Here is a 26,057-nt window from a genome sequence, read left to right as displayed (position 1 = left end):
TCCATCCAACACCAACATGACTACACAGGACAAAGTCGCGCTCGTCGTGGGAGCGCAGGGCGTGATCGGCCGCAACCTGATCGAACACCTCGCCACATTGGACGACTGGCGCATCGTGGGCCTGTCGCGTCGCGGCGGTGAATCGACACAGCGCGTCCGGCACATCGCCGTCGACCTGCTCGATGCGGCTGACACGCGCATCAAGCTCGGCGCACTGGGCAACGTCACCCATATCTTCTACGCCGCATACCAAGACCGTCCGAGCTGGGCCGAGCTGGTGCCGCCCAACCTCGCCATGCTGACCAACGTGGTCGACGCCATCGAAGCCGCATCGCCCAACCTCACGCACATCAGCCTGATGCAGGGCTACAAGGTCTACGGCGGTCACCTTGGGCCATTCAAAACGCCGGCGCGCGAAACCGATGCGCACTTCATGCCGCCTGAATTCATGTTCGATCAGCAGACCTTCCTGGAAGCGCGCCAGCAGCGCAAAGCGTGGACGTGGTCGGCCATCCGCCCGTCGGTGGTGGGCGGCTTCGCGCTGGGCAACCCGATGAACCTTGCCGTGGCCATCGCCGTATATGCGTCGATCTCGAAAGAGCTGGGCTTGCCGCTGCGGTTTCCCGGCAAACCGGGCGCGTACGACCACCTGCTGGAAATGACCGACGCCGGCCTGCTCGCCCGCGCCACCGTGTGGGCCGCCACCGACCCGCGCTGCGCCAACCAGGCCTTCAACATCAACAACGGCGACCTGTTCCGCTGGAGCGAAATGTGGCCCCGGATCGCGCGGTACTTTGACCTGGAAGTCGCCCCGCCGCTGCCCTTGTCGCTCGACACCGTCATGGCCGACAAGGCGCTGCTCTGGCAGAGCATGATCGCCCGACATGGCCTGGCAAACACGCCCTACCGCGATGTGTCTTCGTGGCGCTTTGCCGACTTCGTCTTCTCATGGGATTACGACATGTTCGGCGACGGCTCGAAGGCTCGCCGCTTCGGCTTTCATGAATACGTAGAGACGGAAGCGATGCTCATGCGCATCTTCGACGACTTGCGCGAGCGCAGGATCATTCCGGGGTAGAGCATCCGGATGCCCCCACGATGAGGACGCCCTGGCCGATCCGGCTAGGGGGATGTCCCGACTCGGGTTTCCTCAGGATGGGTCGATATAGTGAAGGCGGGGCGGTAGCTCATAGGTCGAGCGGCGACGGTTTACCGGCGCAGGCAGGCAGGTTCAAATCCTGTACGCCCCACCATCTAATGATATTGAGGAGCAACCAACGTTGTTGTGCCGTTAAGCATAAAGTGGCCATTTGGACAGGTTATGGTTCTTTACCTGATCGGCCACGCTATGCTTTATCGCCACGGCGCACGTTGACGGGCGGATCCTCAAACAGTCACAAAACCGACGGGCAAAAAAGCCGGCCAATGGCCGGCTTTTGTCTTGAACTCTTACGCTTCGGTGACCTTCAGTCCGCCTCCATACGATCCCGCGCTTCCTGCAGCAAGGTGATCATGCCTTTAACGCTGCCAAGCACGGCACTCCGCAATGGATAAGGGAGATTCCAAAGCTGCCTATTCACCTCTACCAGGCTATGGAGCTGGACAAGCAAATTGCGGGCTCGTTCAGAAGAAAGTTCTTGCGCACTTCGGACGACTACGTCTGCGCGGTTTCGCACGATGCGCGGTACCGCAGTAACTCAGTGCAGCGAAGCCGATAGCCCATATGGTCGGCAATCAGTAAGCGATCAGAATGCCGCCTTACCTATCGATGCGCCACCGTCAACAAACAAGGTTTGCCCAGTGATAAAGCCCGCATCCTCGGACAAGAGAAACGCCACGGCCGCTGCCAATTCCTCGGGCCTGCCGAATCGCTTCATCGGCACCAAAGACAGAAAGCGTTCCTCTGCCTCGCTACCCACGGGCGTGTTCTGGCGGAACAGTTCGGTTTCGGTGGGCCCAGGCGCGACCGAATTCACGGTGATGCCAGTTTGCGCGAGCTCCAGCGCCCACGTGCGTGTAAAGCTCATCATTGCCGCTTTTGATGCGGCGTAGGCCGTCCGGTTGGCAACCCCGAGAACCACCAAACTGGAAAGGTTCACAATCCGGCCCCACCCTCGCTCACGCATGCCTGGCACTAAGGCCTGCACTGTTTGCACGGCCGAGATGAGGTTGTGTCGGAAGGACGTTTCGAGGTCGTCCAGATCGACAGCCTCCAAGGCGCCCAGCCGGACGAATCCCACATTGTTGACGACGCCATCAAAGGCGTAGCGGTCTACCAGCTTGTCGAGCGTTTGCGCCGTCGCATCGCGATCGGTCAAGTCCACCGAAATCAATGTGCCGGGGAAGCTCGGATCGTCAGCCTTGCGCGCAAGACCAACGACCTGATGACCATCGGCAGCGAGCCGGTGGGAAAGTGCCCGACCGATGCCTTTGCTCGCTCCGGTGACCAAGAATGTACGTTTTTGCATTACGAAAATCCTGCAGAACTAGGGGTTAGCTTGTGAGGCCCGCCGAAGAGGTCAGCCCCACTTGGAATTCAGGATGACCGTGCACAGGTTCGTGCGCTGGAAGCTCGGGTCTTTGTGAGCCAGAAAATCGTCGTTGAACGTGCCGAATGTGGTGGCTGGTCGATGCTTCATGCCTTCGTAGAAGGCGTCGATCATGTTGGCGGCGAAATCGCCCCCACGCGGATAGGCCGTGACCACGAGTGCCCGCTGCTCTGCCGTGAGCGCCTCGAAGTCTCGTCCCGCCACATCCAATCCCGCTCCGGCCTGCACCAATGCGATCTCACCGCCCATGTGTTCGGGAATGCCCGGCGTGGTATGCAGGGCTACTGCAGCCCATACCTTGGCTACGTCAGCCTCGGAAACCTGATGGCTGCGCAAAAAATCGCGGGCCGCATTGGCACCGTCCACTTCGAACCTGAGTTCACTTTTCTGATAGGCCTGTGTCAGGCCAATGTCGTGGAACATGGCGGCGACGTAGAGCAGCTCGGAGTCGAAGTCGACGCGTTTTTGTTTCCCCAACATTGCCCCCCATAGGAAGACGCGCGTGGAATGGTTGAACAGCAGCTCGCTTTCGGTATCACGAATAAGCTGGGCTGCTTCACGCGCCAGTCGGCTGTCAGGGATCACCACGCCGATGATCTGCCCGGTGCGCATTGCTTTATCGTGCTTCATGGGGTCACTCCGTCTGTGAAGAACACGTGCCACCGAGGGTCGACTGTCCCGGTCCGGCCAACCTGGAGGGTGGATGGGACGAAAGAGACGATCCGCTTCGGTACAACACGAAATTACGCTTCCCATGGAGCATCGGACAGGCCCAAGATTGCGAAATCTCGATGTACTATCCGGACCATGGCAACGCCTATTTCTATTGGCCTTGATCGCACGACGCGTGTCTCACTGTCGATGCAAATCTACGGTTCGATTCGAGATGCGATCGAGTCAGGCCAGCTCACTGCAGGAGCCCGGCTCCCCTCTTGGTCGGACTTGGCCACTCAACTGGGCGTGTCACGTGGCACCGTACGGGCTGCTTATGAGCGTCTGATTGACGAACAATTTGCGGTCGGGCTAGGCGCAGCGGGAACTCGCGTAGCGGCGCGCCCCGTGCAGGCGCCGAGCAAATGGTCGCCCGAGGCGCCACCCCTTCCGAACCTGTTCAACGACTTCAACACAGCGCCTTTGGTGTTTCAGATGGGCGTTCCAGCGCAAGACGCGTTTCCCTTCAAGCTCTGGTCGCGCATTCAGGCGCGGGCAGCACGACGTGCGGCCGCTGCTCCGGTCGCATATCCGGATCCGCGTGGTGATCCCGATCTGAGACAGGAGATTGCGGCGTATCTGGCGGTCTCGCGCGGAATCCGGTGCAGCCCATCCCAAGTTTTCGTCACAAATGGATTCTCGGGTGCCCTAAATCTCGCAATTCGCGGCCTGCAGGTTGAGGGCAAGCACGCATGGATGGAGGAACCCGGCTTCCCGCTCACCCGCACGGCGCTGAGGTTGGCGGGCATGACGGTGGCAGGTGTCCCGGTGGACGCTGATGGCTTGGATATCGACGTTGGGAAACGGATCGCACCTAAAGCCGCCCTCGCAGTCGTTACACCAGGCCAACATGCACCGTTTGGGATGACTATGTCGCTGGCCCGACGGTTGGCACTGCTTGACTGGGCAGAACAACAGCGCACCTGGATCATCGAAGACGATTATCTTGGTGAGCTGCAGTTGAAAGGACGCGCTGCACCTGCGCTCGCCTCGCTCGATCAGCATGGACGCGTGCTCCACATTGGCACTTTCAGCAAGACGATCTCCCCCGCACTTCGACTGGGGTTTCTCGTCGTTCCGCCCGTAATGGCTTCCGCCTTCGGCGACATCGCAGCCTGCCTCGCTCCCGCCCCCGCTGCGGCGGTTCAGCACGCCGTGACCGAGTTCATGCACGACGGCCACCATCTTCGCCATCTGCGGCGGATGAAACGTCTGTATGCGGATCGACAGGACGCTCTAGTCCGTTGCTTGGGTAGTCTCGGCTCGGAATTCATCAATGTGCACGCCGCTGCAGGCATGACTGTCGTGGCCGCCCTGCCCCCCTCCGTATCGGATATCGATGTCGCCGCTCGGGCGCGCACTTTCGGGCTGGCCCCGGTACCTCTCTCGCCGTGGTACACGCGCAAACCGGCAGTGCAAGGGCTCCTGCTCGGCGTAACCAATGTGAATGAGAGAACGCTGACGGCCAACTGTTCTCGCCTGCTGGAAATCGTTCGCGGGCGCCACTAGCGGGCCAAAAATTCCTGCCAAGTCCTCCGACTTGGTACATCAAGAATGTTCATTCCTGGTGCTTTTTACATGCCCTCCTGCGGCACGACAATGCATGGGCACACAGGAGTCAGCCCCCATGAACATTCCATCAGCCCTCGGAGTTGCCTGCGCAGCAATGGCGTTCGGCATCGCAACGCCTGCAGCAGCACATGACACGGCGGAGACCGTCACGCAAAACTTTCGGCACGTCATTCCGAACATCCCGGGAAAGTCGTTGATAGCGGTCGTTGTCGATTACGCACCCGGCGCAGCGTCTGTTGCTCACAAGCATGCGGCGTCGGCTTTCATCTACGCATACGTTGTGTCAGGCGACATCGAGTCACAGGTGGATGACGGCCCAAAGCGCGTCTACCACGCGGGCGAGAGCTTCTTTGAGGAGCCCGGCGCCGTACATCGCATAAGCCGCAATGCAAGCGACTCACGCCCTGCAAAGTTGCTCGCTGTGTTTGTCACGGACAGCGACGACAAAGCCCTGACCACACCCCTCAAATAATGCGCCGTCATAAGGAGTCATGCCATGAGCAAACGTCTTGACTATATCCAGGTCGCGCCTGCGGGCGTCAAAGCCCTTGGCGGAGTCTATGGCTACGTCATGCAGAGTGACCTATCGCCCGTTCTGGTCGACCTGGTCTACCTTCGTGTCTCTCAAATGAACAACTGCGCCTATTGCCTCGACATGCATACTCGGGACCTGTTGGGAAAAGGCGTGAAGGTCGAAAAGCTGGCCCTCGTGCAGGCCTGGCGGGAAGCGGGCAACCTGTTCGACGAGCGCGAGCGCGCAGCGCTGGCGTGGGCGGAATCGGTCACGCTGGTGGCTCAAACGGGCGTGCCGGACTCAGCCTTTGAAGCGGCGCGCGCCGTGTTCAGTGAGCGCGAATTGGTAGATCTGACGATCGCCGTCGGCATCATGAACACCTACAACCGCATGGCAATCAGCTTCCGAAACACGCCTCAGGCCGTTGTGGAGCAGTCATAGGCTCGGGTCAACCCGCAAGTCTGTACGCTGAGGAGAGGGCCAATATCAGCAGGACTTACAGCGTCATCCAATCAAAATCGAGTTCGCTCGCCTTCACGATGGCGTACCAATGCTCCCTGCTGCCGGCGCCCTCTCCCCCCTTAAAAAATTCGCTTGTTTGTCCGCCCCACGCTCTACCGCAACGAAGCGTTAGCGTTTGTGCTTATCGAATCCACGGGACAACGGTTGCGGGTGCTCGACAACGTCTGGCAAACGCACGCGCCTAGTTGGCTTTTCTGCCGAAATATTTTTGACTTATCGTTCCAGAATTCCTATACTCGGCCGCATGGCCAGACCAAAAGAATTCGACGTTGATCGCGCGCTCGATGCCGCGCTGGAAGTTTTCAGAGAGCATGGTTTCGACGGTGCCTCTTCGGGCATGCTCGCCGATGCAATGAAGATCGGGCGCCAGAGTATCTACGACACATTCGGGGACAAGTGGCAGTTGTACCTGTCTGCGTTACGGCGCTATGTCGATACCGAGATCACCGCCCACGCAAAGGCTCTGAGAAGCGAAACGCGTGCGCTCGATGGAATAAAGGCAGCGCTGCGGCGGGTCGTTCAAGAGGCTCATCAAGGCTGCCTGGGAATCAACTCCGTCTGCGAGTTCGGCAGCCGACAACCCGAGGTCAACGACATCAATGCCGCCGCCGACCATTCGTTGCGCCAAGTTTTCGTGGCATGCGTTCGCGAGGCGCAGCTTGCCGGAGACCTGCTGTCCGAACTTGACCCAAACTCCGTCGTCGACTTTCTGGTTGCATGCATTACCGGAATACGCGTTGCGGCGCGGGGCGGCGCACAGCGGGCCCAACTTGAAGTCATGGAACGGCTCGCAATCCGTGCTTTGCGCTGATTTTTTTTACCAATTCTTGAACGATTGTTCCAAAAAAGGAAAGGCATGAAAGCTATCAGGATGACCGGCGTCGGCGACGTCCATGTTCTCAAGTACAGCGATGAGCCAGATCCCCGTCCCGGTGAAAACGAGGTGTTGATCGATGTCCGCGCTGCCGGGGTCAACTTTATGGACATCGGCATCCGGCGCGGCATGAAAGGAGGCGCCTACAAGCCCACCATTCTCGGCGTTGAGGGTGCAGGCCGAGTCATCGAAATTGGACCGGGCGTGGTCGGCTTTCGTCCCGGCGACCGCGTCTCTTGGGTTTACGTTGCTTCGAGCTACGCCGAGCGTGTCGTTGCAAACGTCAATTCGCTGGTGAAGATTCCTGACCACATTGACGATCTGACAGCGGCAGCGGTGATGATGCAAGGCCTCACGGCGAGCCACTTCGCCACTGACTTCTATCCCGTGCGGCAAGACGATCTCGCCCTCGTTCATGCAGGGGCAGGAGGTCTGGGACTCATCCTGACCCAACTCATTAAGCTTCGAGGGGGCAATGTGATCAGTCGCGTGTCCAGTTCCGACAAAATCGGTGCTGCGGTGGCCGCCGGCGCAGATCACGTCATCGTCGATACTGAAGGCTCCTTCGCGGAGGAAGCGATCCGCCTCTCTGGAGGTGTAGGCGTCGACGTCGTTTTTGATGGGTCAGGACCGAAGACGTTTCAAGGTTCTCTTGCCGCGCTTCGTCCTTCGGGCACCCTCTGTTGGTTTGGGCCCGTTCTTGGTGGACCAGGCCCTATCGAGATCATGAGCCTGCCCAAGAGCGTCAAGATCGGCTATGCGGTCTTCTCCGACCACATCCCCACGCCAACCCTACTTCGTCGCCACACCAATCAACTCTTCGAATGGATCGGCGAAGGCCGCCTCAACGTGACGATTGGTGGCCAATATCCGCTTTCGGAAGCAGCACGCGCTCACGCCGACATGGAAAACCGGGCGACCATCGGAAAGCTATTGCTCATTCCGTAAGGCGATTAACGGTTGCGGCAATTGCCGCGTGCCACGCCTTTAACGCTGCCAAACACCTGTTGCGGGACACGCCGCGCACCGGCCCTTGTCAACGGCATATAGCGACGGCTGGGCCGATTGGCACATGGTTTCATGCGGCACGCAGACCTACCTTCTCTTCACGGCAACGGATGACGACACACGTGCGATCGCGATCTCGCATTTTGCGCGCATGGCTTCGTTCAGATTGACGTTGTCGACCGACTCCCAAACCAACGTCAGGAAGAGATCGATCATGGACATCGCACAAGCAACTGTTATTGGTGGCAACCTGGTTGCCATCATCAAGCGGGACTTCTACAACGGCGGCGCATTCACCGCCATCGGCGGGCTGCCCGTCACCGGGGCAGTCAGGCTGGACAACGGCATCGGCAACGCTGTGCCCAACTCCACGCTGGGCACCTACGAACACAACAACGTGACCGACGTCGTCATCGACGTGAACAGCCGCTTGCTCCAGCTTGGCGACAACACCATCAAATTTGCCCTTGCCCACGAACTGGGCCACGCCTTCAGCGAAAAGCTGGCGGCAGACCTGGGCTACGACCACAAGCGACCGCTGGACGGCCCGCGCACGGAGATCATTGCGGACCTGGGTGCCGCATACCTGCTGAAGCAAGCCGGGGTGAGCTGGGACGATATCTGCAACGTTGCCAACAACGGCGTTGCGACCGGCATCTTCAACGCCGGCTGGTCTGGTGACCACCCGCCCGGTGCCAAGCGCGCCGAGTGTGTGAAGAGCCTGGCGGAACTAATGAAGGCCGGCCATAGCTTCAAGGATGCGTTGAAGGGATTGCTGCTGAGCCTGGAGGGGTATGGGCAGGGGCACTAGGCTGTGAGCGTAGTGCCGAAGCGTAGTGCCGAGGAATTGAACCGAGGGTAAAGGCCGGCGCCTAGGGTGCCGGCTCTTTGTGGTTGAGGTTGGTCGATCGGCGCGCCATCCCGCAAGATAGGCAACCCTCTTTTGTCTGCAGGGCCGCCAATTTCAGCAGTGGTATCGCGGGCAACGACCTACTGCAGGGTTTTAGTCCGACCGGTCTCTTCAACGAAGAAGGCCGAAGGCGCCACCGCCTCGATATCAAACCCCTTGTCCCAGAGAATGTCCCCTGCCTGCACTTCCAGCCGAATACTCAACCAGTCGGCCACTCGGCGGCATGCCTCTTCACGCTTGGCGGCACTGAAACTGGCGTAGCTGGATATCTCCGCGCCCGTGAAATGGAGCGCAAGCGTGCAATTTGCCTGCAGCCCGTAAGGGCTACGGGTCGTCCATTCCGCTTCGACGTCGTAGCCGCCGGCTTTTGTGTGGAATGTTCTGACAAATGCACTTCGCGGTAGCGTTGCTGCGACCACGGCGCCCAATTCCCGTTCGGCAGCGGCGCCGGTCTCTTCGACTTGTGCGTTCAGCATTGCGTTTCCCCCGGGTTCGAAGCTGGACCAGTATCGAAATTCCCCGAGCGTACCCGCCGCGTTGGCCAAAATACTGACGTGGATCAATTATTGGGCGTATCGGCGGTGGGCTCGTGTACTACTGTGGCTTCTGCAAACGATCCGTCACACGCGAAGAGCTACGTGCCGCGAAGATACCTGCGTATCGGGTATCTGACGCGGCAACATGAAGTTCCGGGAGCGGCTGCCGATAACACTATTGTTTCCCCTCCCGCCCCCCCGCACGCCTCATGTCCAACAACACCCCCAACCTCGGCTGCACCACGTGCCGGAACGGTCACCTTTGCCTTTCGCGTGGCTTGAACACCCGCGAGGCGGCCTTGGTGGAGGACATCGCACATCGAAAGATCAGGGTAAAGAGAGGCGAGTCGATTTTCCGTTCCGGCGATGCGCTGGACGATATCTATGCGGTCAAGTACGGGACGTTCAAGCTGACGCTGGGCACCGCCGAAGGCCGGGAAATGATCGCAGCGTTCTACCTGAGCGGCGACATATTCGGCACGGACGGCTTCGAGTCGGATACCCGAACCTCAACGGCAATCGCGTTGGAAGACTCCGAGGTATGCGCCATATCGTGGAACAGCCTTGCCGAATTGGCACAACGGGAAGGCGCGATTCAACAACTGGTTACGCAGATCTTCAGCGCGCGCATCGGCCGCAAACAACGGCTGATGCTCTGCATCGGTTCGATGCGCTCGGAAGAGCGTATCGCCATGTTTTTGCTCGACCTTTCTGAACGCCTGCGGGAACGGGGCTTTTCCAATCGACACATCATCCTTCGCATGAGCCGCGAAGAGATTGCCGAGCACCTCGCCATGACACTCGAAACCGTGAGCCGGATCTTCAGTTTGCTCGCGCGCGAAGGCATCTTGCGAGTGGACCATCGCGAGATCCAGATCCTCGACGTGCAAGGGCTGGAGACGGTTGCACAGGCGGGCGTTCAAAAGCGCCCGGTTCTCTAGCCTCCGCTGAACGAAGCAGGCGGCGAAAGCGCTTTCGCTCGTCGATCATTCGCGAGCATCTTCCATGCGCCCAAAGGCAAATGGGCAAGGCACGCTGCCTTGGCAGAAATCGCCGCATCGCAATTCAGCACATCCTGAAAACGCGCGGCCATTCAGCGCTTCGCGCGATGTACTGGAGGAATCGCTAGACATTGAACTCAAACATTCATACCGTGATGCTATTGGGATGCGCCGCGCAGAACGGCGCCCCGCCTACGGGAGAAGGGGGGACACAATAACGAGGGGTCCCATGGAATTGATCGTCAAAGCACAGAGAGGCCACGTCGAAATACGCACACAGCGACGAACCGACGGCAGATGGGCGAGCGAGTTTCGCTATGCGCCCACCGGCAGAGCACCATTGGAGTGGCAGTCTGCGTGTTCGCCTGAAGGCTTCATCACCGAAGGCATGGCATTGAGCGCGGCGATTCTGCTCGGCAAGCAGACCGCTGAAGAAACCTCCGCCTCCCTGCCTGCCGCTGCATAAGCCGCCCACACGGAAGCGGCATGGCACCCAACGACACCGCCGCTTCCCGCTACCCGCTCTGCGCCGCGCCATCGGCTGCGCAAGCTCCGCCGTCGACCCGGCCTGGGAAAGCGACTGCACCATTGCCCTGGCGATCGAAGCGCCCCTCAAAAAAAAAGGCCAAGCTGGGACGCGCTTGGCCTCGGACAGACGAGAAGGTCAGCTCTCGCCCTGGGTGCCGCAACACGAGCGTGGACGGCACGGGCGACATCCTGCGGCCAATCCGGGCGGCCTGGAATCCGCCGGAAGAGCTAAGGCAAATTCGCGCTATCGCAACAGGAAAAAAAGCCACGACGAGCCGCATCGATGGCCACGACAGGCTGGGGCCATCAAAGACCGAAATAGCGTTGTCCGGCCGCGTCAATGATCGAGAACCGCTTCGCCGTTCTGCCGCCGCTGCATCGCTGCCCGGGTCGTCAGAACTTCATCGAAAAACGCATCGCTGTATGCGGGCATCGATCCGAACTCGGCCGCCAGCGGGATCGCCTCTTCCAGGCTTGCGTTGAAGGCATCGAGGGCCGCCCGCGCGGCGGCAGGCGGGAGATACGGCAATACCGCCTCCCGAAACTTCATCAGCACCACCATGCGCGCCGCAATGGCGCCCATGGACTCCAGGTTCTTTCGCAGAACGGCTTTGACCTGAATAAGCTCGCCTGTGTCTTCCGGTTCGGGCGTCATGGCTGTCTCCTCCCTGTCGCAAGGCTGCTCGCCGTTAAAGGCGCTCACCAACTCAACCGCTTACCTCAAGTTAAGTGCGACTCCTGCTTTCACACACGGGATGGAGGCGAGCGGAGTTGATCCTGCTCAAGCTCAACTCAGCTGCTGCGCGCACACCGTAGTGGAGGTGGAGAGCAAAGCCGATGCGGTGGCGACGTTCTACGCGCCCAAAACAGACTCCCCACCACCATGGAATTGCCTCAAGCAGGTGCCACGGCAACGCGGCACCGAAAGGATGGGGAGGCGATTGGGCGACCGACGCTCGTCCAGGGAAACGCTGCCCTATACGGGCTTGTTCCCCAAGGCTTCGAGGGCTGTCAACAAGACGTTTGCCTGTTCCAGCAACGCATCGTGATACTCCGCCGGGACGGCCATGTCGTCCGTCAATGACATCGACTCTTCGATGCCACGCCGGAAGGCAGGCGTAATGGCCTTGAGTTGCTTGCCGTCGCACTGCAGAAAGACCGCGCCCACAAACTGGTAGAGCACCGCCAGGCGTCCACTGAACCGCAGTACGGTTTCAGCGGTTGTCCGCGTAAAGTCCTCCGTTGCCGCACCGCATGTTCCTGGGCCGTACATCATCGCTGCTGCGTCCATCAGAAGGCCTCCCATTGGTCGCCTGAGCCCGCTGCCATTGCAGGTTGCACCGCGGATGCCAGGCGTTCAGAACCTCGCCTGGGGCTGACACTCGGCTTGCGCGCCACGGAGCCCTTAGGCGCCGGCATGCCATGCAGCGCCCCGCTGCTCATGGCCAGCCCGCCATCGTCGGCAAGCCTGAAAACGGACACGGCCTGCTTGAGCTTGATCGCCTGTTCCTCTAGCGAATGCGCGGCCGCAGACGCCTCTTCCACGAGCGCGGCGTTTTGCTGGGTGGCCTCATCCATCTGGCTCACCGCCTGATTGACCTGTTCGATGCCCTGGCTTTGCTCCTCCGAAGCTGCGGCAATCTCGCTGACGATATCGGCGACCTGCTTGATGGCCTGTTTTACTTCTCCGATGGTGGCGCCGACATCGGTCGCTTGCCTGGCGCCATCCTGGATCATGGCCACAGACGACCCGATCAGATCCTTGATCTCCTTTGCGGCTGCAGCCGAGCGTTGCGCCAGGCTGCGCACCTCACTGGCAACCACCGCAAAGCCACGGCCTTGTTCGCCGGCGCGCGCGGCCTCCACCGCCGCGTTCAGCGCGAGGATGTTCGTCTGGAATGCGATGCCTTCGATCACACCGGTGATCTCGGAGATTCTTGTGGAGCTGCCGCTGATCTGCTCGATCGTGCCGACCATGCCTTGCATGGCATCGTTGCCCGCGTCGGCTACGTCGGTAGCGCGCGTGGCGAGAGCGTTCGCCTGCTTGGCGGCATCGGCGTTCTGCCGGACCGTCTCGGTAAGTTGAGCCATCGTCGAAGCGGTCTGCTCCAAGGACGCGGCTTGCTCTTCGGTGCGCTTCGAGAGGTCGGTATTGCCTTGCGCAATCTCGGTGGACGCAGCAGCAACGTTGTCGGCGTTCTGCCGGACCGTACCGACCACGCTGGCCAGCGAATCCTGCATGGCCTTCAGGGCCGACAGCAGCGGACTGAATTCGTCGCGTGCCATGTCGGCATGTGTTGCGATCAGGTCGCCGTCGCGCACCCGTTCTGCAACACGCTGCGAGACTTCGACACGCTGACGCAAGGAACGTCCCGTGAACCACGAGAAAGCGACAAGCCCCACCGCAATCGCCAGCACCAGGCCATTGAGCTGACCCCGCGTCTGCGATGCTGCGGCGGTAATGCCCGCCACTTCATCGGTGAGGATGCCCTCTTGCCGCTTCTTCTCGGCGTCGAGCCATGCCTGCATGCGATCCAGCGCAGGAATGGTTTCAGTCATGAGCATGTGGAACGCGTCGTCTCGTTGCCCCGCTTGGATGAGCTTCAGGTTGCGCTCAACAAAGGGCCACGTGACCTTCTGAAGGTTCAACCAGTTCGCTTCAAAAGCGTCACGGTCTGCGGCCTTGGTCAGTTCCTTCAGGAACGCGGCATCGTTCTCGGAAATCTGCTTGCGTCGCGCGTTGATTTGCTCAACCGATTGGCCCACGTCTTCGGGCGTCTTCACCAACATGGCATGGCGGATCTGCAGCAACACCCGCGTCACGCACTGCTCGGTACTGGCGATGCGCTGCAATTGGAGCACGCGGACACGTCCAGCGGTGTCGGCAAGCGCCGCCACGTTGGACAGCTGAACCCAAGACGCCATGGCCAGTGCGGCCAATGCGCCAATCAAGATGAAGGAGAAAAAATAGAGTCTCTTGGTGAGACTGAATCTCGACAGAAGTTGCATAGCGCTCCCCAGCAAAACAGCGTTTTTGTGTAAGGGCGCAACGCATGACGGTTGGCCCGCAGGTCCGTTGGCCTGCGATGCCATCTCTGCAAGACCCAGGCCAGAAGCAGCCAAGCGCAAGCTGACAAAGGACGTCCACGTAGTGGCCCGCCGCCGTGAGGCGAACACAGCGGCCAACACGGCAGCCCTCTGCTTGAGCAACGTTCCACTCTGGAACAGTTGTGGAAAAACGCAACATTGAACATCGGTCCTGTCGCCGGCAATCAAGCGCCAAACCCTTGACGTAGATCAAGAAACGTTCGCACGCGGTTCTAAGGTTTCCGCGGCAGGCGTCGATTGGAGCAGCGGTACACCGCGATCACGCGTTACGAGACGCACGCCACCCTATTGAGATGCGCGTCGATCCACCACCGTGACTCCGTCGAATCCCAATCCCGCTCACAACGGCCGGCGCCTGTGGACGGCGCCCCGCCGGGCCGTCGGTCCCGCAGTCGGACAAAACGCATAACAGAAAAATCCGCATGAGCCGGCCCACCCTGAAATTCCAAGCTGCTTTGCTGGCCAGCCTCATCGTGGCCACCCTGATCTGCATCGCTTTCCTGGCCGAACGAACGAAGTTCCGGTCAGACATTCAGGTATTGATTCAGAAGCACCAACAGGCGCTGGTAAAGGATGCCGCGACCGATCTCCGTCAGCGCATGGACGCGTACCTCGACATTGTCCAGCGCACCGCAGGCCAGACCCGCACGGTCCACTTCGCGTCTATGCAAGACGCTCGCAAGTACTTTGCTTCCATCGCGCCCACTGCCGGGATGTTTGATGGCGTGTTCCTTGTCGGCATGGACGGCAAGGTGACAGCCGTGTCCCCTTACGTAGAGCAGGTAGTCGGTCTGGACGTTCATGACCGCGACTACTTCAAGCAAGTCGTTGTCGTCGGTCAGGCCACCATCTCGGCACCGCTGCGCAACCGAATCGGAGGCGCGCCAAACATCGTCTTCGCCGCACCCGTCTTGAATGAAGCGGGTCACATGGTTGGCGTGTTCTGCGCATCGCTGGGGTTGCTTCGCCCGAACTTTCTGGGCGACATGCGGAGTACCCGCATTGGCGAGCACGGCTATCTATTCGTTGTTCAGCGGGGCAATGCCCCGGTATTCGTCATCCATCCAGACGACGAAAAGCTCCTCGCCAACACCACAGCGGAGCCGGACATCGCAAAGGCGCTTGCCGGCCAACCTCTGGATGAGGCAGCGCCGATGATCACGCTGGAGAACGTCATTGCCACAGGATGGACGTTGGGGTCGGTCATCCCCAGGGCCGAAGTTGATGCCCCCTTTGCCGTCATGCGACACCGCCTGGGGTGGGTTTCCCTTTGCCTGATTGGTCTGGTCGCGTTGTCTGTGTGGAGCGGCATGCAGTGGCTTCTCAGGCCTTTGCACCGTCTGCACGTCGCTTTGCGTCGGCCCGACCACTGCGAATGGGATGGGCTCACTACGCTCGATATCGGACGCGCTTCTCCCGAAATCGACTCCATCGTGCGGAGCCTGCGCGCCCTCATGGGTCAGGTCGTACAGCAGAGGGCCGAACTCGAAGCGGTCAACGACGCATCACCGCTCGGATTCTTCCGGACACGCAATGACGGCCGCACGACCTATGTCAACGACGCGTACTGCCGCATTCTCGGCCTGTCGAAGGAAGATGCGCTTGCAGATTCCTGGCGTGAAAGGCTCTCACCGGAAGACAAGGAGCGCGCAGAGAACGCGTGGGATGCCTCGAGAGAAGCGGGCCTGCTCTTTCGCGACATGCAGCGCTTCTCCATACCGGGCGAACCGGACCGCCAGATATCCGTGACGGCTGCCCCTGTTGTGGTGGACGGGAAAGCCGAAGGATATGTCGGCGTCATTGAAGACATCACACAACGCGTTCGCGCCGAAGAGGCGATTGGCGCGCTGATGTCCATTCTGGAAGCCACGCCGGACTTCATTGCCCAAACAGACCGGTACGGGCAACTGACCTACATCAACCCGGCGGGTCGAGTCTTCGCGGGCATTCCGCCCGACAAAGCCGTCAGCGAAACGACCATTGCCGACTACCACCCGCCCCAGACGTTACAGCTGCTGAAAGAGGTCGCCGTGCCCACCGCGCTGAGATCGGGCATGTGGATGGGCGAAACGCTCGCATACAACGCCGAGCGAGAAGTCGTTCCTGTGGCCCACACCGTCATCGTTCACCGCGATGCCACCGGCAAGCTTGACCATTACTCCGCGCTCATGCGGGACATCCGTGCCGAAAAGGCAGCGAAAGAAGCCATCCAGCGCAACGCAGAGACCTTGCAGACCATCACGGACGCAATGCCGGGGCACGTGCTGTTCGTGGGCGCAGACGGCCGATACGAATTTGTAAACGCCGCCTATGCAAGCGAGATGGGCATGCCACGTTCGAGTCTTGTCGGCAAGACCGTTGCCGAAGTCGTGGGCCTGGCCGCGTATGAGCGCCTGCGCGAGCCATTGGAGAAGGCGCTGGCGGGAAGCCCGCAGAAGTTCGAGCGCGAGGAGCGCATCGGGTCCTCGCTCACATACCGGGAAGTTCAGTATGTTCCGCAGTTCCGGGCCGACGGCACCGTCATCGGTGTGCACATCCTTGTCACGGACATCACCGCCCGCAGGGAGAAGGAGATCCGTCTGAAAACCCTGTCGATGACAGACCATCTCACGGGTCTGATGAACCGCGCTGGCTTTGACAACCAGATGGAGAAAGCGCTTTCTTCCGGCAACCGCCGCGAGCTGGGCGCCCTGCTGCTCATCGACCTCGACGGGTTCAAACGCGTCAACGACACTTACGGCCACTCAACCGGCGACGAGGTGCTGCGCGCATTTGCCGACCGGCTGCGCACAGTCACACGTCCGTCCGATTTTGTCGCCCGCTTCGGTGGCGACGAATTTGCCGTCATCGTCGGGCCGGTGAACGACGAAGCGTTGCACAGGCTGGCTGGCCGAATCGTTTCGATCGGCGCGCGGCCCTACAAGTTTGGTGAAGTCGTCATTGAACTGGGGTGTAGCGTTGGCGTGGCACGACTGAGCCACAACGTGGAGCGGGCCGTCGTGTTTGCCGCCGCAGACGAGGCGCTCTATCGCGCCAAGGGCCACGGCAAAGCGCGCTACGAATTCTCCGACGACGTTCCGATCACAGAAGCCGTACCGCAGTGCGGCGGCCCTCCTTGAGCACCGACAAAAACTGAATCGGCCGCGGTGGCAACCGGCGTCGCGCGCACATGCCGGCGCGGCATCTGCGCAATTGGAAGATAAGGCTGGTGTCCGCTTCGCTATTTAGTTGATCAGGCGGGCAGTGCGCCTTATACGCTGAAGATACTCAACGTCGATGCTCGAGCAGCTCGGCAATATCAACCGCCTCAGAATTCGGACACGTCCATCCGTGAAAGCTTTACAACTCTCCTACATGGCGAGCGCTGTACTCGCGCTTACCCTCGCGGGCTGCGGCTCGTCCGCCCCCGTCGTTTCCGGCAGCGTCTTAATGGGCGCCGTGGCGAACGCGAAAGTCGCAATCTACGCACTGAACCCCGACGGCAGTGCGGCGCCAGAGCCGCTTGCCACCACCATGACCGCGAGCGACGGCACGTTTTCGCTGTGGCAGGCGCTGCGCTATCCCGTGCTCGTCCGGGTAACGGGAGGCACATACGAAGAAGAGGCGAGCGGCGCAAGCGGCAACCTCTCGGGTGAAGTCGATGCGGTCTACTTGTCTGAGCCGACGCGGATGGTTGTCTCTCCGTGGTCGAATGCCGTGGTCGAAGACGCCCGCAGCGCGGGTGGCCTGACTCCCGACAACGTCGCCGCCGCTTTGTCGCGCGTGAACGCCCTGGCAGGCAACATCGACGTGCAGCAGACGCTGCCCACGTTCGTGGAAACGGGCGGCACGTCGGACGTGACGCCGGGCGCGCTCATGGCGCTGGCCTTGGGTGCCGAATCACAAAGCCGCACGTCTGCCGGGATATCAGTTGCCGAGAGCACTGCAAACATCGTCGCGCAGGCGGCCAACGGCGACACACTAAGCGACTGCCACGCCGGCGCGGGCGACGTAGCCGCTGACGGCACGGTGAGTGCGCCAGCCGCTGCGAACTGCGCCATCACGGTAGGGGCTGCCGACTATATCGGCGGGACGCGTAACCGCTCTGGCATCACGTCTGTTTCGAAGCTGCGCGCCATCATCCCGGGCCAACCCTCGTCCATCACCGTGAGCAACGCGGCCTGCCACGACCGCAACGCGCTCCTGGGCGAAGCGTCCCCCCTGTTCGAAAGTCGAAAGAACGACGTGCAGGCGCAGCTTGGCAACGGCGTGACCGTCGCCAATTGGGCGAACTACGCAAATGGGGGGACGTGGGGACCGCATGCCGCCGTATACGGCGCGATTTCCGCGGCGTCGTGCAATGCCGACGTTGCGACGTTCCAGCGTGAACTCGTGATGGCCGTGGAAAACTACTGGGTGGACCAGGGCCTGAACTATTGCCACCACCACATCCCCGGCTGGCTCCCGCCCGCAAGCCCGGCGAAGTTCCGCAATTCGTCATCCGGAAGTACATCTGGTGGTGATAGCTCCGGCATGACGTGTACGGCAAATCGCAGGAGCGACGGCGCGCAGAGTCTCGCTGCCCTGACACATGCCGAGGTCAAGTGGCTAGGGGTCGATTGCTCGGACTTCACATCATGGGCATACAACTTTGCGGGCGTCACGCAAAAGGACGGCAATCTCGAAACCGGTATCGGCACGCAGGCATGTTCGACCGGCGATGATCCGCTGGTGGGCAAGGAGCAGGCGGGCGTCCTGCTCGACATCAACCAAGGCAACATCGCGAGCCTCGTTGGCCACCTGCGGCCGGGCGACCTTCTGTACATCACGCAGACCGCGCCCCAGCCCAGGAACGCCACGCCTTCGAACATCGCGAACGGCTACATCGTCTCCCACGTCATCACCTGGACGGGCAAACGATTCAGCGAACTCAGAAATGGCCCGGACGGCAACCTGTTCGACCCGGCCACCGCTGGAGAACGCGGCTCGCGCCTGGGTGCCGACATTGGTTCTTACTTGAAGAGCGCAACGGCCGGTCAGAAGGTGCTTCCGTCTGAACTGGGAAGTGCCGACAAGGACCCATGGATGATCATCGACAGCCATTTTGCGGGCCCGGCATATCGTCCGTTCGTGATCCCCACCGCAGCGATGAAGGCGGACTGGTACGTCGAGAATCTCTCGCACGTGCGCCGCATCATCGACGCGGACTCCGCGCGTACAGACCCGATCCTCTCGCCGCTGATCATCGGTAAAGAAGCCACTGCGAACGGCGATTACGGGAAGGTCGTGACATTCAGTTCACCGCAGTCGCGTGCCTCGACCGGCGCCTACAAACTGATCTATCAACGCCCCAAGAAGAACGCGATTCCGACCTGCTATCGAGTGGGCACCGCTGCGATTACGCAGTAAGCAGGTGCGATGGGGTTGCCGGTTCGCTACCGGCTGCAGCGGCCCTGACGCGGGCTCCGGGATGGACGCCCACAACGTCCATTACCGGCCCGCACGCGATGGCACCGAGCCCTTCCCGCCGTCGCCTGCGATGGACCGTCAGGCCCGTTGCAAATCAGCGCCTGGATGGAAGATGCCCCCAGGTACGGCAACGCAGATATCGAAGCCCATCTCGCTGTCGCCAGTCTCCTCTGCACCTTCGAGCGCCCAGTTCGCCCAATCCTTCAATCGTCTGCACGTACTTGCACGCGCCTCCATGGGCTGGTGGAAGTAAGCCTGCAACATCGACTCCGTCAGGTGGAACGAAAACGAATTCACCTGCTTGGCGCCTTGCGGGCCTTCCACTATCCACCACGCATGAACATCTATTCCGTCTAGCTCGTCGCCTTCCAGTCGCAAGACGGCCCGGCGGGGCAGCGTCTCGGTTAGCGCATCTTGGAGTTCACGTAGACAGGTCTTCTCGGCTTCGCTGATCGTCTCGCGCATAAGGCCTCCGCATTTCCGCGCACCCACATTGACGGGCCGCCATTCGAAGGTAGCTCCTGCGTAGCCGCGTGCGTTGACGGCGCACAACGAACCGATGTTTAGCGGAGGAGCGTCAAATGGCGGACCGAACTTCCGCTCACGTCAGCGGCGGCAGTGATGCCCCTCGATAGAGCGAAAAATCGTGCTCCCTGTCCTGGCGGCCCACCTGAATGGTGTCTTGCTCATCCACAAAGAAGTCGTTTGGCACGGCCAGCACCAGGTCGTACCCGGTGTCTGCGCGCTCTCGGCCCTGGATTTCCAACTGCCCCACCAGCCATTCGCTCATGCGCCGGCAGATTTCCTCCCGTCTTGGATGGTTCAACCGGCAGTACGCCCTGGCCTCCACCAAGCTGAAATGCAGTTTCAAGGTGCATTCCTGCCGATTGCCGAGGGCTGTCGGCATCGTCCACTTCGCTGCCACGTCGTAGCCGCCGCAGGCGGCCCTTGCGGAACTGACAAGCGCGCCTCCGGGCAGCGCACGGGACACCGAGGATTCCAGTTCCCAAAGCGTGGCGGCGACCACCTCATCTGGTTGTTGCTCAAGCATGACGTTCCCCGTTCTTAGCCTATTGGATGGCTTCTCTGATAGGACCCACGGTACGTCGATGCTGCCCCTCGCTGGCTGACACAGATCAACTTCCGACTGGATCGGCAGGCACCGCGGATGCGGCGTTCAACTGCGTTCAGCCGTCCAGGACCTTTGCAATCGACGCTTATGCCCCGCGAACCGATCGTGCGCCGAACGTCGTTTTTTCTCACCATTGAAGAAACGGCCAGGTGCGCCGCTGCCACGGGCCCCTCGGCGCCGCAACCAGTCGGCCAGCCGGCCTGGCATGCCGGCTGCTTACGGCACGGGAGCGCAACCGGAGGCCACGCATGCATCACGCATTACGAGTAACAAGACAAGCAGCCGCGGGTTGGCTGCTCTTCCTGATATCGACGACGGGCAGCGGGCTTTCGCTCGCGCAGCCCACGGAGCCCCGGTCGGCATCGCCCGACGCCGCTCAAGCCGCTCAAGCCCCTCAACCCGGCGAAGCGAAGACGGCAAAGCACTCCTTGTCGCGATATCCGGACACCATGCCGGCCTCCGCACCACAATCGCCCTCCCCGCAGACCACGAACCCGCCCGCAGGACCACGCGAGCCCGGTGGCAGCATTGATTCGTCGGGCACCAGTGCCGCAGCGGGCCCGGGAGGGCCTGCGGACATGCGCGGCGAGCCTGTGCGCAAGCAGCCATTGCGTTAATGTTGTCGCGGGAGCCAGATCGGGGCATCCAATGAGAGCGAGCGATGACCAGTGCAGCGGACTTGATCGTGACAACGCCCAGCGGCCTGTACTGTCCTGCAGGCGACTTCTACGTTGACCCATGGCGGCCGGTCGATCGCGCCGTCATCACGCACGCCCACAGTGACCACGCTCGCGTCGGGCACCGGCATTACCTGGCTGCCGCTCCGGGGGCGGGCGTGCTGCGCGCGCGGCTGGGTGACGACATCCCCCTGCAGACGCTGCCGTACGGGGAATCCATCGTCCACCACGGCGTGCGGCTGAGCTTCCACCCGGCGGGGCACGTGCTGGGCTCTGCGCAGGTACGACTGGAATATGGCGGCGAGGTGTGGGTCGTGTCCGGCGACTACAAGGTGGAGGCTGACAGCACCTGCACGCCGTTCGAGCCGGTGCGATGCAATACCTTCATCACCGAATCTACTTTCGGCCTGCCGATCTACCACTGGCGCCCGCAGACCGAGATCTTTGCGCAGCTCAACGCATGGTGGCGGGACAACGCCGACGCGGGCCGCGCAAGCGTGGTGTTCTGCTACGCCTTCGGCAAGGCGCAGCGCATTCTCTCCGGGCTCGATACCGACATTGGGCCCATCGTTTCGCACGGCGCCATGCTGCAATTGGATGCCGCGTATCGGCACGCGGGCGTGGCGTTGCCGCCCACGCAACTCGCGACCGACGTGCCGCGCGCGGACTTGCGACGCGCGCTCGTGCTGGCACCGCCCTCCGCACAACGCACGGCGTGGATGCGGCGTTTTGGCGACTACGCAGATGCGTTTGCCAGCGGCTGGATGCAGCTGCGCGGCGCACGTCGGCGGCGCGGCGTCGATCGCGGCATCGTGCTGTCCGATCATGCCGACTGGCCCGGCCTGCTGCAGGCCATCGACGCCACGGGGGCCACGCGTGTCTATGTCACGCACGGCCAGGTGGCGCCAATGGTGCGTTGGCTGTGCGAACGGGGCCTGGATGCGCGCGCCTTCGCCACCGAGTATGGCGACGAGGGCGAAGAAGGCAATGCCGCTGAAACAGCTGATACGCCCACGGCAAGCGCCCCAGAGGACACGCCCGCGTCATGAAAGCCTTCGCCGACCTGTACGCGCAGCTCGACGCCACCACATCGAGCAACGGCAAGCTGGCCGCACTGGTGGCCTACCTGCGCACGGCGCCCGATGCCGACGCCGCGTGGGCGGTCTACTTCCTGGCCGGTGGCAAGCCGCGCCAGCTGGTGCCGGTGCGCGTGCTCGCCAGCTTTGCGCAGACCACCTCCGGCCTGCCCGAATGGCTGTTTGACGAGTGCTACCAGGCCGTGGGCGATCTGGCCGAGACCATCGCGCTCGTACTGCCCGATGCAGATCACGCCGACGACGCCAGCCTGGCCGAGTGGATGGAAGCCCGCCTGCTGCCGTTGCGCGGGCAGCCGCCCGAAGTCGTGCTGCCGCGCCTGGCTGAACTGTGCCGTGGGCTCCCGTTGCATGCGCGGCTGGTGTTGATGAAGCTGATCACGGGGGCGTTTCGCGTGGGGGTGTCCAAACTGCTGGTCACGCGCGCGCTGGCGGAGGTGGGCGGCACCGACCCCAAGCATGTGGCGCAACGGCTGATGGGCTATACCGACATCGGCCAGGCGCCCACCGCCGAGCGCTATCGCGCGTTGCTGGCCGATGCCAGCGTCGATGGCCACGCGCTCGATACCGGGCACCCGTATCCGTTCTTTCTCGCGCACCCGCTGCAGGCTGACGTGGAAGCCTTCGACACCCTGCTCGGCGCGCCCGCTGAATGGCAAATCGAATGGAAGTGGGACGGCATCCGCGCGCAACTCGTGCGTCGCGCCGACAGCGCATGGCTGTGGTCGCGCGGCGAGGAACTCATCACCGAACGCTTTCCCGAACTGTCTGCGATGGCCGAGGTGCTGCCGCCAGGCACCGTGCTCGACGGCGAGATCGTGGTCTGGCAGGCGGGCCGCGTGCAGCCGTTTGCCCTGCTTCAGCAACGCATCGGCCGCAAGACGCTGAATGCGCGCGTGCTGCGCGATGCGCCGGCCGTGCTGCTGGCGTATGACCTGCTGGAATGGCAGGGGCAAGACTTGCGTGAACGCCCGCAGAGCGAACGGCGCGCGCAACTCGAACGCGTGATTGCCGAATGCATCCATCCGGCGCTGGAGCTGTCACCTTTGCTGCAAGGCGACGACTGGCAGCATCTTGCGCAGCAGCGCGAGGCGTCCCGCGAGCTTGGCGTGGAGGGGCTCATGCTGAAGCGGCGCGACGCGCGCTACGGCGTCGGCCGCACCAAGGACGTGGGCGTGTGGTGGAAGTGGAAGATCGATCCGTTCTCGGTAGACGCCGTCCTGATCTATGCGCAGCGTGGCCACGGCCGGCGCGCGAGCCTGTATACCGACTACACCTTCGCCGTGTGGGATGCGCCGCCCGATGTCCCCGAGCGCAAGCTGGTGCCGTTTGCCAAGGCGTACTCCGGCCTGAGCGACGCAGAAATCCGTCAGGTCGACGCGCTCATCCGCAAGACCACCGTGGAGAGCTTTGGCCCCGTGCGCAGCGTGGCGCCGACGCTGGTGTTCGAACTGGGCTTTGAAGGCATTGCGCGCAGCCCCCGGCATAAGAGCGGCATCGCGGTGCGGTTTCCGCGCATGCTGCGCTGGCGGCACGACAAGCCCGTCGCAGAAGCCGATACGCTGCAGACGCTGGAAAGCCTGCTACCGCCGTCATGAACGCACCTGCACCGCCCGATCTTGATACGTGGTTTGCTGCGCGTGGCTGGACGCCCATGCCGTTCCAGCGCACCGTGTGGTCGGCCATGGCGCGCGGCGAATCGGGCCTGCTGCATGCCACCACCGGCGCGGGGAAAACCTATGCGGTGTGGCTCGGGGCGTTGCAGCGGCTGGCGCAGGTGCGCGGACGTGGCGGCGCACCGCCGTTGTCGGTGCTGTGGCTCACGCCCATGCGCGCGCTGGCGGCCGACACCACCCGCGCATTGACCGAAGCGGCACAGGCACTGGCGCCGCACTGGACGCTCGGCTTGCGCACCGGCGACACCGGCAGCGCCGAACGTGCCGCGCAATCACGCCGCTTGCCCACCGCTCTGGTGACCACACCCGAAAGCCTGTCGTTGCTGCTTGCACGCGCCGATGCACGCGAGGCCTTGGGCTCGGTGCGCGTGGTCGTCGTGGATGAATGGCACGAACTCGTTGGCAACAAGCGCGGCGTGCAGGTCCAATTGGCGCTGGCCCGGCTGCGCGCGTGGTCGCCGGATCTGATCGTGTGGGGGCTTTCTGCCACGCTGGGCAACCTGACGGAAGCCATGGACGCGCTGGGCGATGCAGGAACGCCCTCCCCCTGCACGCTGGTGCAGGGCCACCTGCCCAAGCGCATGGAGATCGATACGCTGCTCCCCGACGGCGTGGGGCGGTTTCCCTGGGCCGGTCATCTGGGCATGGCGATGCTGCCGCATGTGCTGGAAGAGCTGGAAAGCGCCCGCACCGCGCTGGTGTTTCTCAACACGCGGTCGCAAGCGGAGCTGTGGTATCAGGCCGTCATCAACGCGCGGCCGGAATGGGCGGGGCTGATTGCGTTGCATCACGGCTCGCTGGACCGCGCAACGCGCGACTGGGTCGAGACCGGCCTCAAGCAGGGCCTGCTGAAGGCCGTGTTCTGCACGTCCAGCCTCGATCTCGGAGTCGACTTTCTGCCCGTGGAACGCGTACTGCAGATCGGTTCGCCCAAGGGCGTGGCGAGGCTGTTGCAGCGCGCGGGGCGATCTGGCCACGCGCCCGGCCGCCCTTCTCGCGTGACGGTGGTGCCGACGCACAGCCTTGAACTCGTGGAAGGCGCGGCCGCGCGCACAGCAGCCATGTCGGGCCAGGTGGAAGCCCGCACCTCGCCGCATAAGCCGCTGGACGTGTTAGTGCAGCATCTGGTGACGGTGGCGCTGGGCGGTGGCTTCGTGCCCAACGCGCTGTTGGAGGAAGTGCGCCGCGCCTGGGCCTACCGCGACTTGCGCGACGACGAATGGCAATGGGCGCTCGACTTCGTACGACAGGGCGGCCACTCGCTCACGGCGTATCCCGACTACCACCGCGTCGTGCCCGATGAACACGGCGTCTGGCGCGTGCCCGACGCACGCCTTGCGCGGCGACACCGCATGAGCATCGGAACCATCGTCAGCGATGCAACGATGACCGTGCGCTGGTGGCACGCCTCCGGCGGCGGCGCGCTGGGGTCGATTGAAGAAGGTTTCATTGCGCGGCTGCGCCCCGGGGACAACTTCCTGTTTGCAGGCCGCCTGCTGGAGCTGGTGCGCGTGCAGGACATGACGGCCTATGTGCGGCGCGCCACCGGCAAACGCGCTGCCGTGCCGCGCTGGAACGGCGGTCGCATGCCGCTTTCCACCGAGCTGGCGCACGCGGTGGTGGCGCAGCTTGATGCGGCAGCACATGCCCGCTTCGACAGCCCCGAAATGCAGGCCGCGCGCCCGCTGCTGGAGTTGCAGGCGCGCTGGTCTGCGCTGCCCACCACGGCAACGCTGGTGGCCGAGACGCTGCACTCACGCGAAGGCTGGCATCTGTTTCTCTACCCGTTTGCCGGGCGGCATGCGCACCTGGGCCTCGCGAGCCTCCTCGGCTGGCGCGCGGCCAATCGCACGCCGGCGACCTTCTCACTGGCATTCAACGACTACGGCCTCGAACTGCTGTCGGCCACGCCCATCGACTGGCCGGCGCTGCTGGCCAGCGGCGAACTCTTTGCCACGCACACGCTCATGCACGATGTGCTGGCCAGCCTCAACGCCGGAGAACTGGCGCAACGCCGCTTTCGCGAGATCGCACGTGTATCGGGCCTGGTGTTTCAGGGCTACCCCGGCGCGCACAAGAGCGCGCGCCAGTTGCAGGCATCTTCCGGCCTGTTCTATGAAGTCTTCCGGCGCCACGACCCGGGCAACCTGCTGCTGTCGCAGGCAGAAACCGAAGTGCTGCGCCAGGAGCTGGACCT

22 protein-coding genes and 1 tRNA gene are annotated in these 26,057 nt (G+C 62.5%); 15 read left to right on the top strand and 8 right to left on the bottom strand.

Going from position 1 to position 26,057, the window contains the following annotated elements:
• Positions 1-16 precede the first annotated feature (16 nt).
• Complete coding sequence (locus tag FUT88_RS03905; protein WP_147213902.1) at positions 17-1,078, top strand: SDR family oxidoreductase; 1,062 nt, start codon at positions 17-19, stop codon at positions 1,076-1,078.
• Between the two features lie 98 nt (positions 1,079-1,176).
• Positions 1,177-1,253, top strand: a tRNA-OTHER gene (locus FUT88_RS03900).
• Positions 1,254-1,745: 492 nt separating this feature from the next.
• Here the strand turns inward: FUT88_RS03900 and FUT88_RS03895 are convergent.
• Together FUT88_RS03895 and FUT88_RS03890 are read right to left on the bottom strand one after the other, a co-directional pair.
• Positions 1,746-2,468 (bottom strand): SDR family oxidoreductase, encoded by a 723-nt coding sequence (locus FUT88_RS03895; RefSeq protein ID WP_147213901.1) that lies wholly within the window; start codon positions 2,466-2,468, stop codon positions 1,746-1,748.
• A gap of 51 nt (positions 2,469-2,519) precedes the next feature.
• A complete protein-coding gene (locus FUT88_RS03890) occupies positions 2,520-3,179 on the bottom strand; it encodes an HD domain-containing protein (RefSeq protein WP_147213900.1) in 660 nt (219 codons plus the stop codon).
• A 177-nt stretch (positions 3,180-3,356) separates the two neighbouring features.
• Here FUT88_RS03890 and FUT88_RS03885 point away from each other — a divergent pair, with 177 nt between their 5' ends.
• The 6 genes from FUT88_RS03885 (at position 3,357) to FUT88_RS03860 (ending at position 8,561) form a co-directional block, all read left to right on the top strand.
• Positions 3,357-4,769, top strand: a complete 1,413-nt coding sequence (locus tag FUT88_RS03885; RefSeq protein WP_147213899.1) for a PLP-dependent aminotransferase family protein — start codon at positions 3,357-3,359, stop codon at positions 4,767-4,769.
• A 118-nt stretch (positions 4,770-4,887) separates the two neighbouring features.
• On the top strand, positions 4,888-5,304 hold the full coding sequence (locus tag FUT88_RS03880) for a cupin domain-containing protein (protein ID WP_147213898.1): 417 nt from the start codon (positions 4,888-4,890) through the stop codon (positions 5,302-5,304).
• A gap of 24 nt (positions 5,305-5,328) precedes the next feature.
• Complete coding sequence (locus tag FUT88_RS03875) at positions 5,329-5,787, top strand: carboxymuconolactone decarboxylase family protein (protein WP_147213897.1); 459 nt, start codon at positions 5,329-5,331, stop codon at positions 5,785-5,787.
• Between the two features lie 325 nt (positions 5,788-6,112).
• Complete coding sequence (locus FUT88_RS03870; RefSeq protein ID WP_147213896.1) at positions 6,113-6,679, top strand: TetR/AcrR family transcriptional regulator; 567 nt, start codon at positions 6,113-6,115, stop codon at positions 6,677-6,679.
• Between the two features lie 45 nt (positions 6,680-6,724).
• Positions 6,725-7,690 carry a quinone oxidoreductase family protein gene (locus FUT88_RS03865; RefSeq protein ID WP_147213895.1) on the top strand — a complete coding sequence of 322 codons (966 nt, stop codon included), beginning with the start codon at positions 6,725-6,727 and terminating at the stop codon, positions 7,688-7,690.
• Between the two features lie 124 nt (positions 7,691-7,814).
• A complete protein-coding gene (locus FUT88_RS03860; RefSeq protein WP_147213894.1) occupies positions 7,815-8,561 on the top strand; it encodes a hypothetical protein in 747 nt (248 codons plus the stop codon).
• Positions 8,562-8,740: 179 nt separating this feature from the next.
• Here the strand turns inward: FUT88_RS03860 and FUT88_RS03855 are convergent, their stop codons facing one another.
• Entirely contained in the window at positions 8,741-9,136 is a 396-nt protein-coding gene (locus tag FUT88_RS03855; RefSeq protein ID WP_147213893.1) for a hypothetical protein, read from the bottom strand.
• A 269-nt stretch (positions 9,137-9,405) separates the two neighbouring features.
• On the opposite strand from FUT88_RS03855, the gene FUT88_RS03850 reads away from it, so the two are divergent.
• Together FUT88_RS03850 and FUT88_RS03845 are read left to right on the top strand one after the other, a co-directional pair.
• Positions 9,406-10,137, top strand: a complete 732-nt coding sequence (locus FUT88_RS03850; protein WP_147213892.1) for a cyclic nucleotide-binding domain-containing protein — start codon at positions 9,406-9,408, stop codon at positions 10,135-10,137.
• 289 nt (positions 10,138-10,426) lie between these two features.
• Positions 10,427-10,663, top strand: coding sequence for a hypothetical protein (locus FUT88_RS03845; protein ID WP_147213891.1), 237 nt, complete (start codon positions 10,427-10,429; stop codon positions 10,661-10,663).
• Positions 10,664-11,062: 399 nt separating this feature from the next.
• On the opposite strand, the gene FUT88_RS03840 is transcribed toward FUT88_RS03845, so the two are convergent.
• From FUT88_RS03840 to FUT88_RS27070, 3 genes are all read right to left on the bottom strand, one after another.
• Entirely contained in the window at positions 11,063-11,380 is a 318-nt protein-coding gene (locus FUT88_RS03840; protein WP_147213890.1) for a hypothetical protein, read from the bottom strand.
• 321 nt (positions 11,381-11,701) lie between these two features.
• Positions 11,702-12,016 (bottom strand): hypothetical protein, encoded by a 315-nt coding sequence (locus FUT88_RS03835; RefSeq protein ID WP_147213889.1) that lies wholly within the window; start codon positions 12,014-12,016, stop codon positions 11,702-11,704.
• Positions 12,016-13,734: a methyl-accepting chemotaxis protein gene (locus FUT88_RS27070; protein ID WP_147213888.1), complete on the bottom strand. Its 1,719-nt coding sequence runs from the start codon at positions 13,732-13,734 to the stop codon at positions 12,016-12,018. Before FUT88_RS27070 ends, FUT88_RS03835 begins: the two co-directional genes overlap by 1 nt.
• A 521-nt stretch (positions 13,735-14,255) precedes the next feature.
• On the opposite strand from FUT88_RS27070, the gene FUT88_RS03825 reads away from it, so the two are divergent.
• Positions 14,256-16,952 (top strand): diguanylate cyclase domain-containing protein, encoded by a 2,697-nt coding sequence (locus FUT88_RS03825; protein WP_147213887.1) that lies wholly within the window; start codon positions 14,256-14,258, stop codon positions 16,950-16,952.
• A 157-nt stretch (positions 16,953-17,109) separates the two neighbouring features.
• Entirely contained in the window at positions 17,110-19,221 is a 2,112-nt protein-coding gene (locus FUT88_RS03820; RefSeq protein ID WP_410003865.1) for a hypothetical protein, read from the top strand.
• Between the two features lie 138 nt (positions 19,222-19,359).
• Here the strand turns inward: FUT88_RS03820 and FUT88_RS03815 are convergent, their stop codons facing one another.
• Entirely contained in the window at positions 19,360-19,746 is a 387-nt protein-coding gene (locus FUT88_RS03815; protein ID WP_147213886.1) for a hypothetical protein, read from the bottom strand.
• 136 nt (positions 19,747-19,882) lie between these two features.
• The gene (locus FUT88_RS03810; protein ID WP_147213885.1) at positions 19,883-20,332 is read right to left on the bottom strand and encodes a hypothetical protein; all 450 of its coding nucleotides are present in this window, start codon (positions 20,330-20,332) and stop codon (positions 19,883-19,885) included.
• Positions 20,333-21,074: 742 nt separating this feature from the next.
• Here FUT88_RS03810 and FUT88_RS03805 point away from each other — a divergent pair.
• The 3 genes from FUT88_RS03805 to FUT88_RS03795 form a co-directional block, all read left to right on the top strand.
• On the top strand, positions 21,075-22,139 hold the full coding sequence (locus FUT88_RS03805) for a ligase-associated DNA damage response exonuclease (protein WP_147213884.1): 1,065 nt from the start codon (positions 21,075-21,077) through the stop codon (positions 22,137-22,139).
• Positions 22,136-23,782 (top strand): ATP-dependent DNA ligase, encoded by a 1,647-nt coding sequence (locus tag FUT88_RS03800; RefSeq protein WP_147213883.1) that lies wholly within the window; start codon positions 22,136-22,138, stop codon positions 23,780-23,782. The genes FUT88_RS03805 and FUT88_RS03800 overlap by 4 nt, the downstream gene beginning before the upstream one ends.
• A partial coding sequence (locus FUT88_RS03795; RefSeq protein WP_147213882.1) for a ligase-associated DNA damage response DEXH box helicase occupies positions 23,779-26,057 on the top strand: 2,279 nt, incomplete at its 3' end. The genes FUT88_RS03800 and FUT88_RS03795, both read left to right, overlap by 4 nt.

It is taken from the genome of Ralstonia sp. TCR112, assembly GCF_007997035.1.
Taxonomy (GTDB): Bacteria; Pseudomonadota; Gammaproteobacteria; order Burkholderiales; family Burkholderiaceae; genus Ralstonia; species Ralstonia edaphi.
This window is presented reverse-complemented; position numbering and strand designations above follow the sequence as displayed.

Bases quoted from the DNA above. Each gene is read 5' to 3' on its own strand.
- FUT88_RS03850 (WP_147213892.1), top strand. From the start codon at position 9,406: ATGTCCAACAACACCCCCAACCTCGGCTGCACCACGTGCCGGAACGGT.
- FUT88_RS03865 (WP_147213895.1), top strand. From the start codon at position 6,725: ATGAAAGCTATCAGGATGACCGGCGTCGGCGACGTCCATGTTCTCAAG.
- FUT88_RS03880 (WP_147213898.1), top strand. From the start codon at position 4,888: ATGAACATTCCATCAGCCCTCGGAGTTGCCTGCGCAGCAATGGCGTTC.
- FUT88_RS03860 (WP_147213894.1), top strand. From the start codon at position 7,815: ATGGTTTCATGCGGCACGCAGACCTACCTTCTCTTCACGGCAACGGAT.
- FUT88_RS03855 (WP_147213893.1), bottom strand. From the start codon at position 9,136: ATGCTGAACGCACAAGTCGAAGAGACCGGCGCCGCTGCCGAACGGGAA.
- FUT88_RS03825 (WP_147213887.1), top strand. From the start codon at position 14,256: ATGAGCCGGCCCACCCTGAAATTCCAAGCTGCTTTGCTGGCCAGCCTC.
- FUT88_RS03870 (WP_147213896.1), top strand. From the start codon at position 6,113: ATGGCCAGACCAAAAGAATTCGACGTTGATCGCGCGCTCGATGCCGCG.
- FUT88_RS27070 (WP_147213888.1), bottom strand. From the start codon at position 13,734: ATGCAACTTCTGTCGAGATTCAGTCTCACCAAGAGACTCTATTTTTTC.
- FUT88_RS03845 (WP_147213891.1), top strand. From the start codon at position 10,427: ATGGAATTGATCGTCAAAGCACAGAGAGGCCACGTCGAAATACGCACA.
- FUT88_RS03885 (WP_147213899.1), top strand. From the start codon at position 3,357: ATGGCAACGCCTATTTCTATTGGCCTTGATCGCACGACGCGTGTCTCA.
- FUT88_RS03905 (WP_147213902.1), top strand. From the start codon at position 17: ATGACTACACAGGACAAAGTCGCGCTCGTCGTGGGAGCGCAGGGCGTG.
- FUT88_RS03810 (WP_147213885.1), bottom strand. From the start codon at position 20,332: ATGCTTGAGCAACAACCAGATGAGGTGGTCGCCGCCACGCTTTGGGAA.
- FUT88_RS03840 (WP_147213890.1), bottom strand. From the start codon at position 11,380: ATGACGCCCGAACCGGAAGACACAGGCGAGCTTATTCAGGTCAAAGCC.
- FUT88_RS03895 (WP_147213901.1), bottom strand. From the start codon at position 2,468: ATGCAAAAACGTACATTCTTGGTCACCGGAGCGAGCAAAGGCATCGGT.
- FUT88_RS03890 (WP_147213900.1), bottom strand. From the start codon at position 3,179: ATGAAGCACGATAAAGCAATGCGCACCGGGCAGATCATCGGCGTGGTG.
- FUT88_RS03800 (WP_147213883.1), top strand. From the start codon at position 22,136: ATGAAAGCCTTCGCCGACCTGTACGCGCAGCTCGACGCCACCACATCG.
- FUT88_RS03875 (WP_147213897.1), top strand. From the start codon at position 5,329: ATGAGCAAACGTCTTGACTATATCCAGGTCGCGCCTGCGGGCGTCAAA.
- FUT88_RS03815 (WP_147213886.1), bottom strand. From the start codon at position 19,746: ATGCGCGAGACGATCAGCGAAGCCGAGAAGACCTGTCTACGTGAACTC.
- FUT88_RS03820 (WP_410003865.1), top strand. From the start codon at position 17,110: ATGCTCGAGCAGCTCGGCAATATCAACCGCCTCAGAATTCGGACACGT.
- FUT88_RS03805 (WP_147213884.1), top strand. From the start codon at position 21,075: ATGACCAGTGCAGCGGACTTGATCGTGACAACGCCCAGCGGCCTGTAC.
- FUT88_RS03835 (WP_147213889.1), bottom strand. From the start codon at position 12,016: ATGGACGCAGCAGCGATGATGTACGGCCCAGGAACATGCGGTGCGGCA.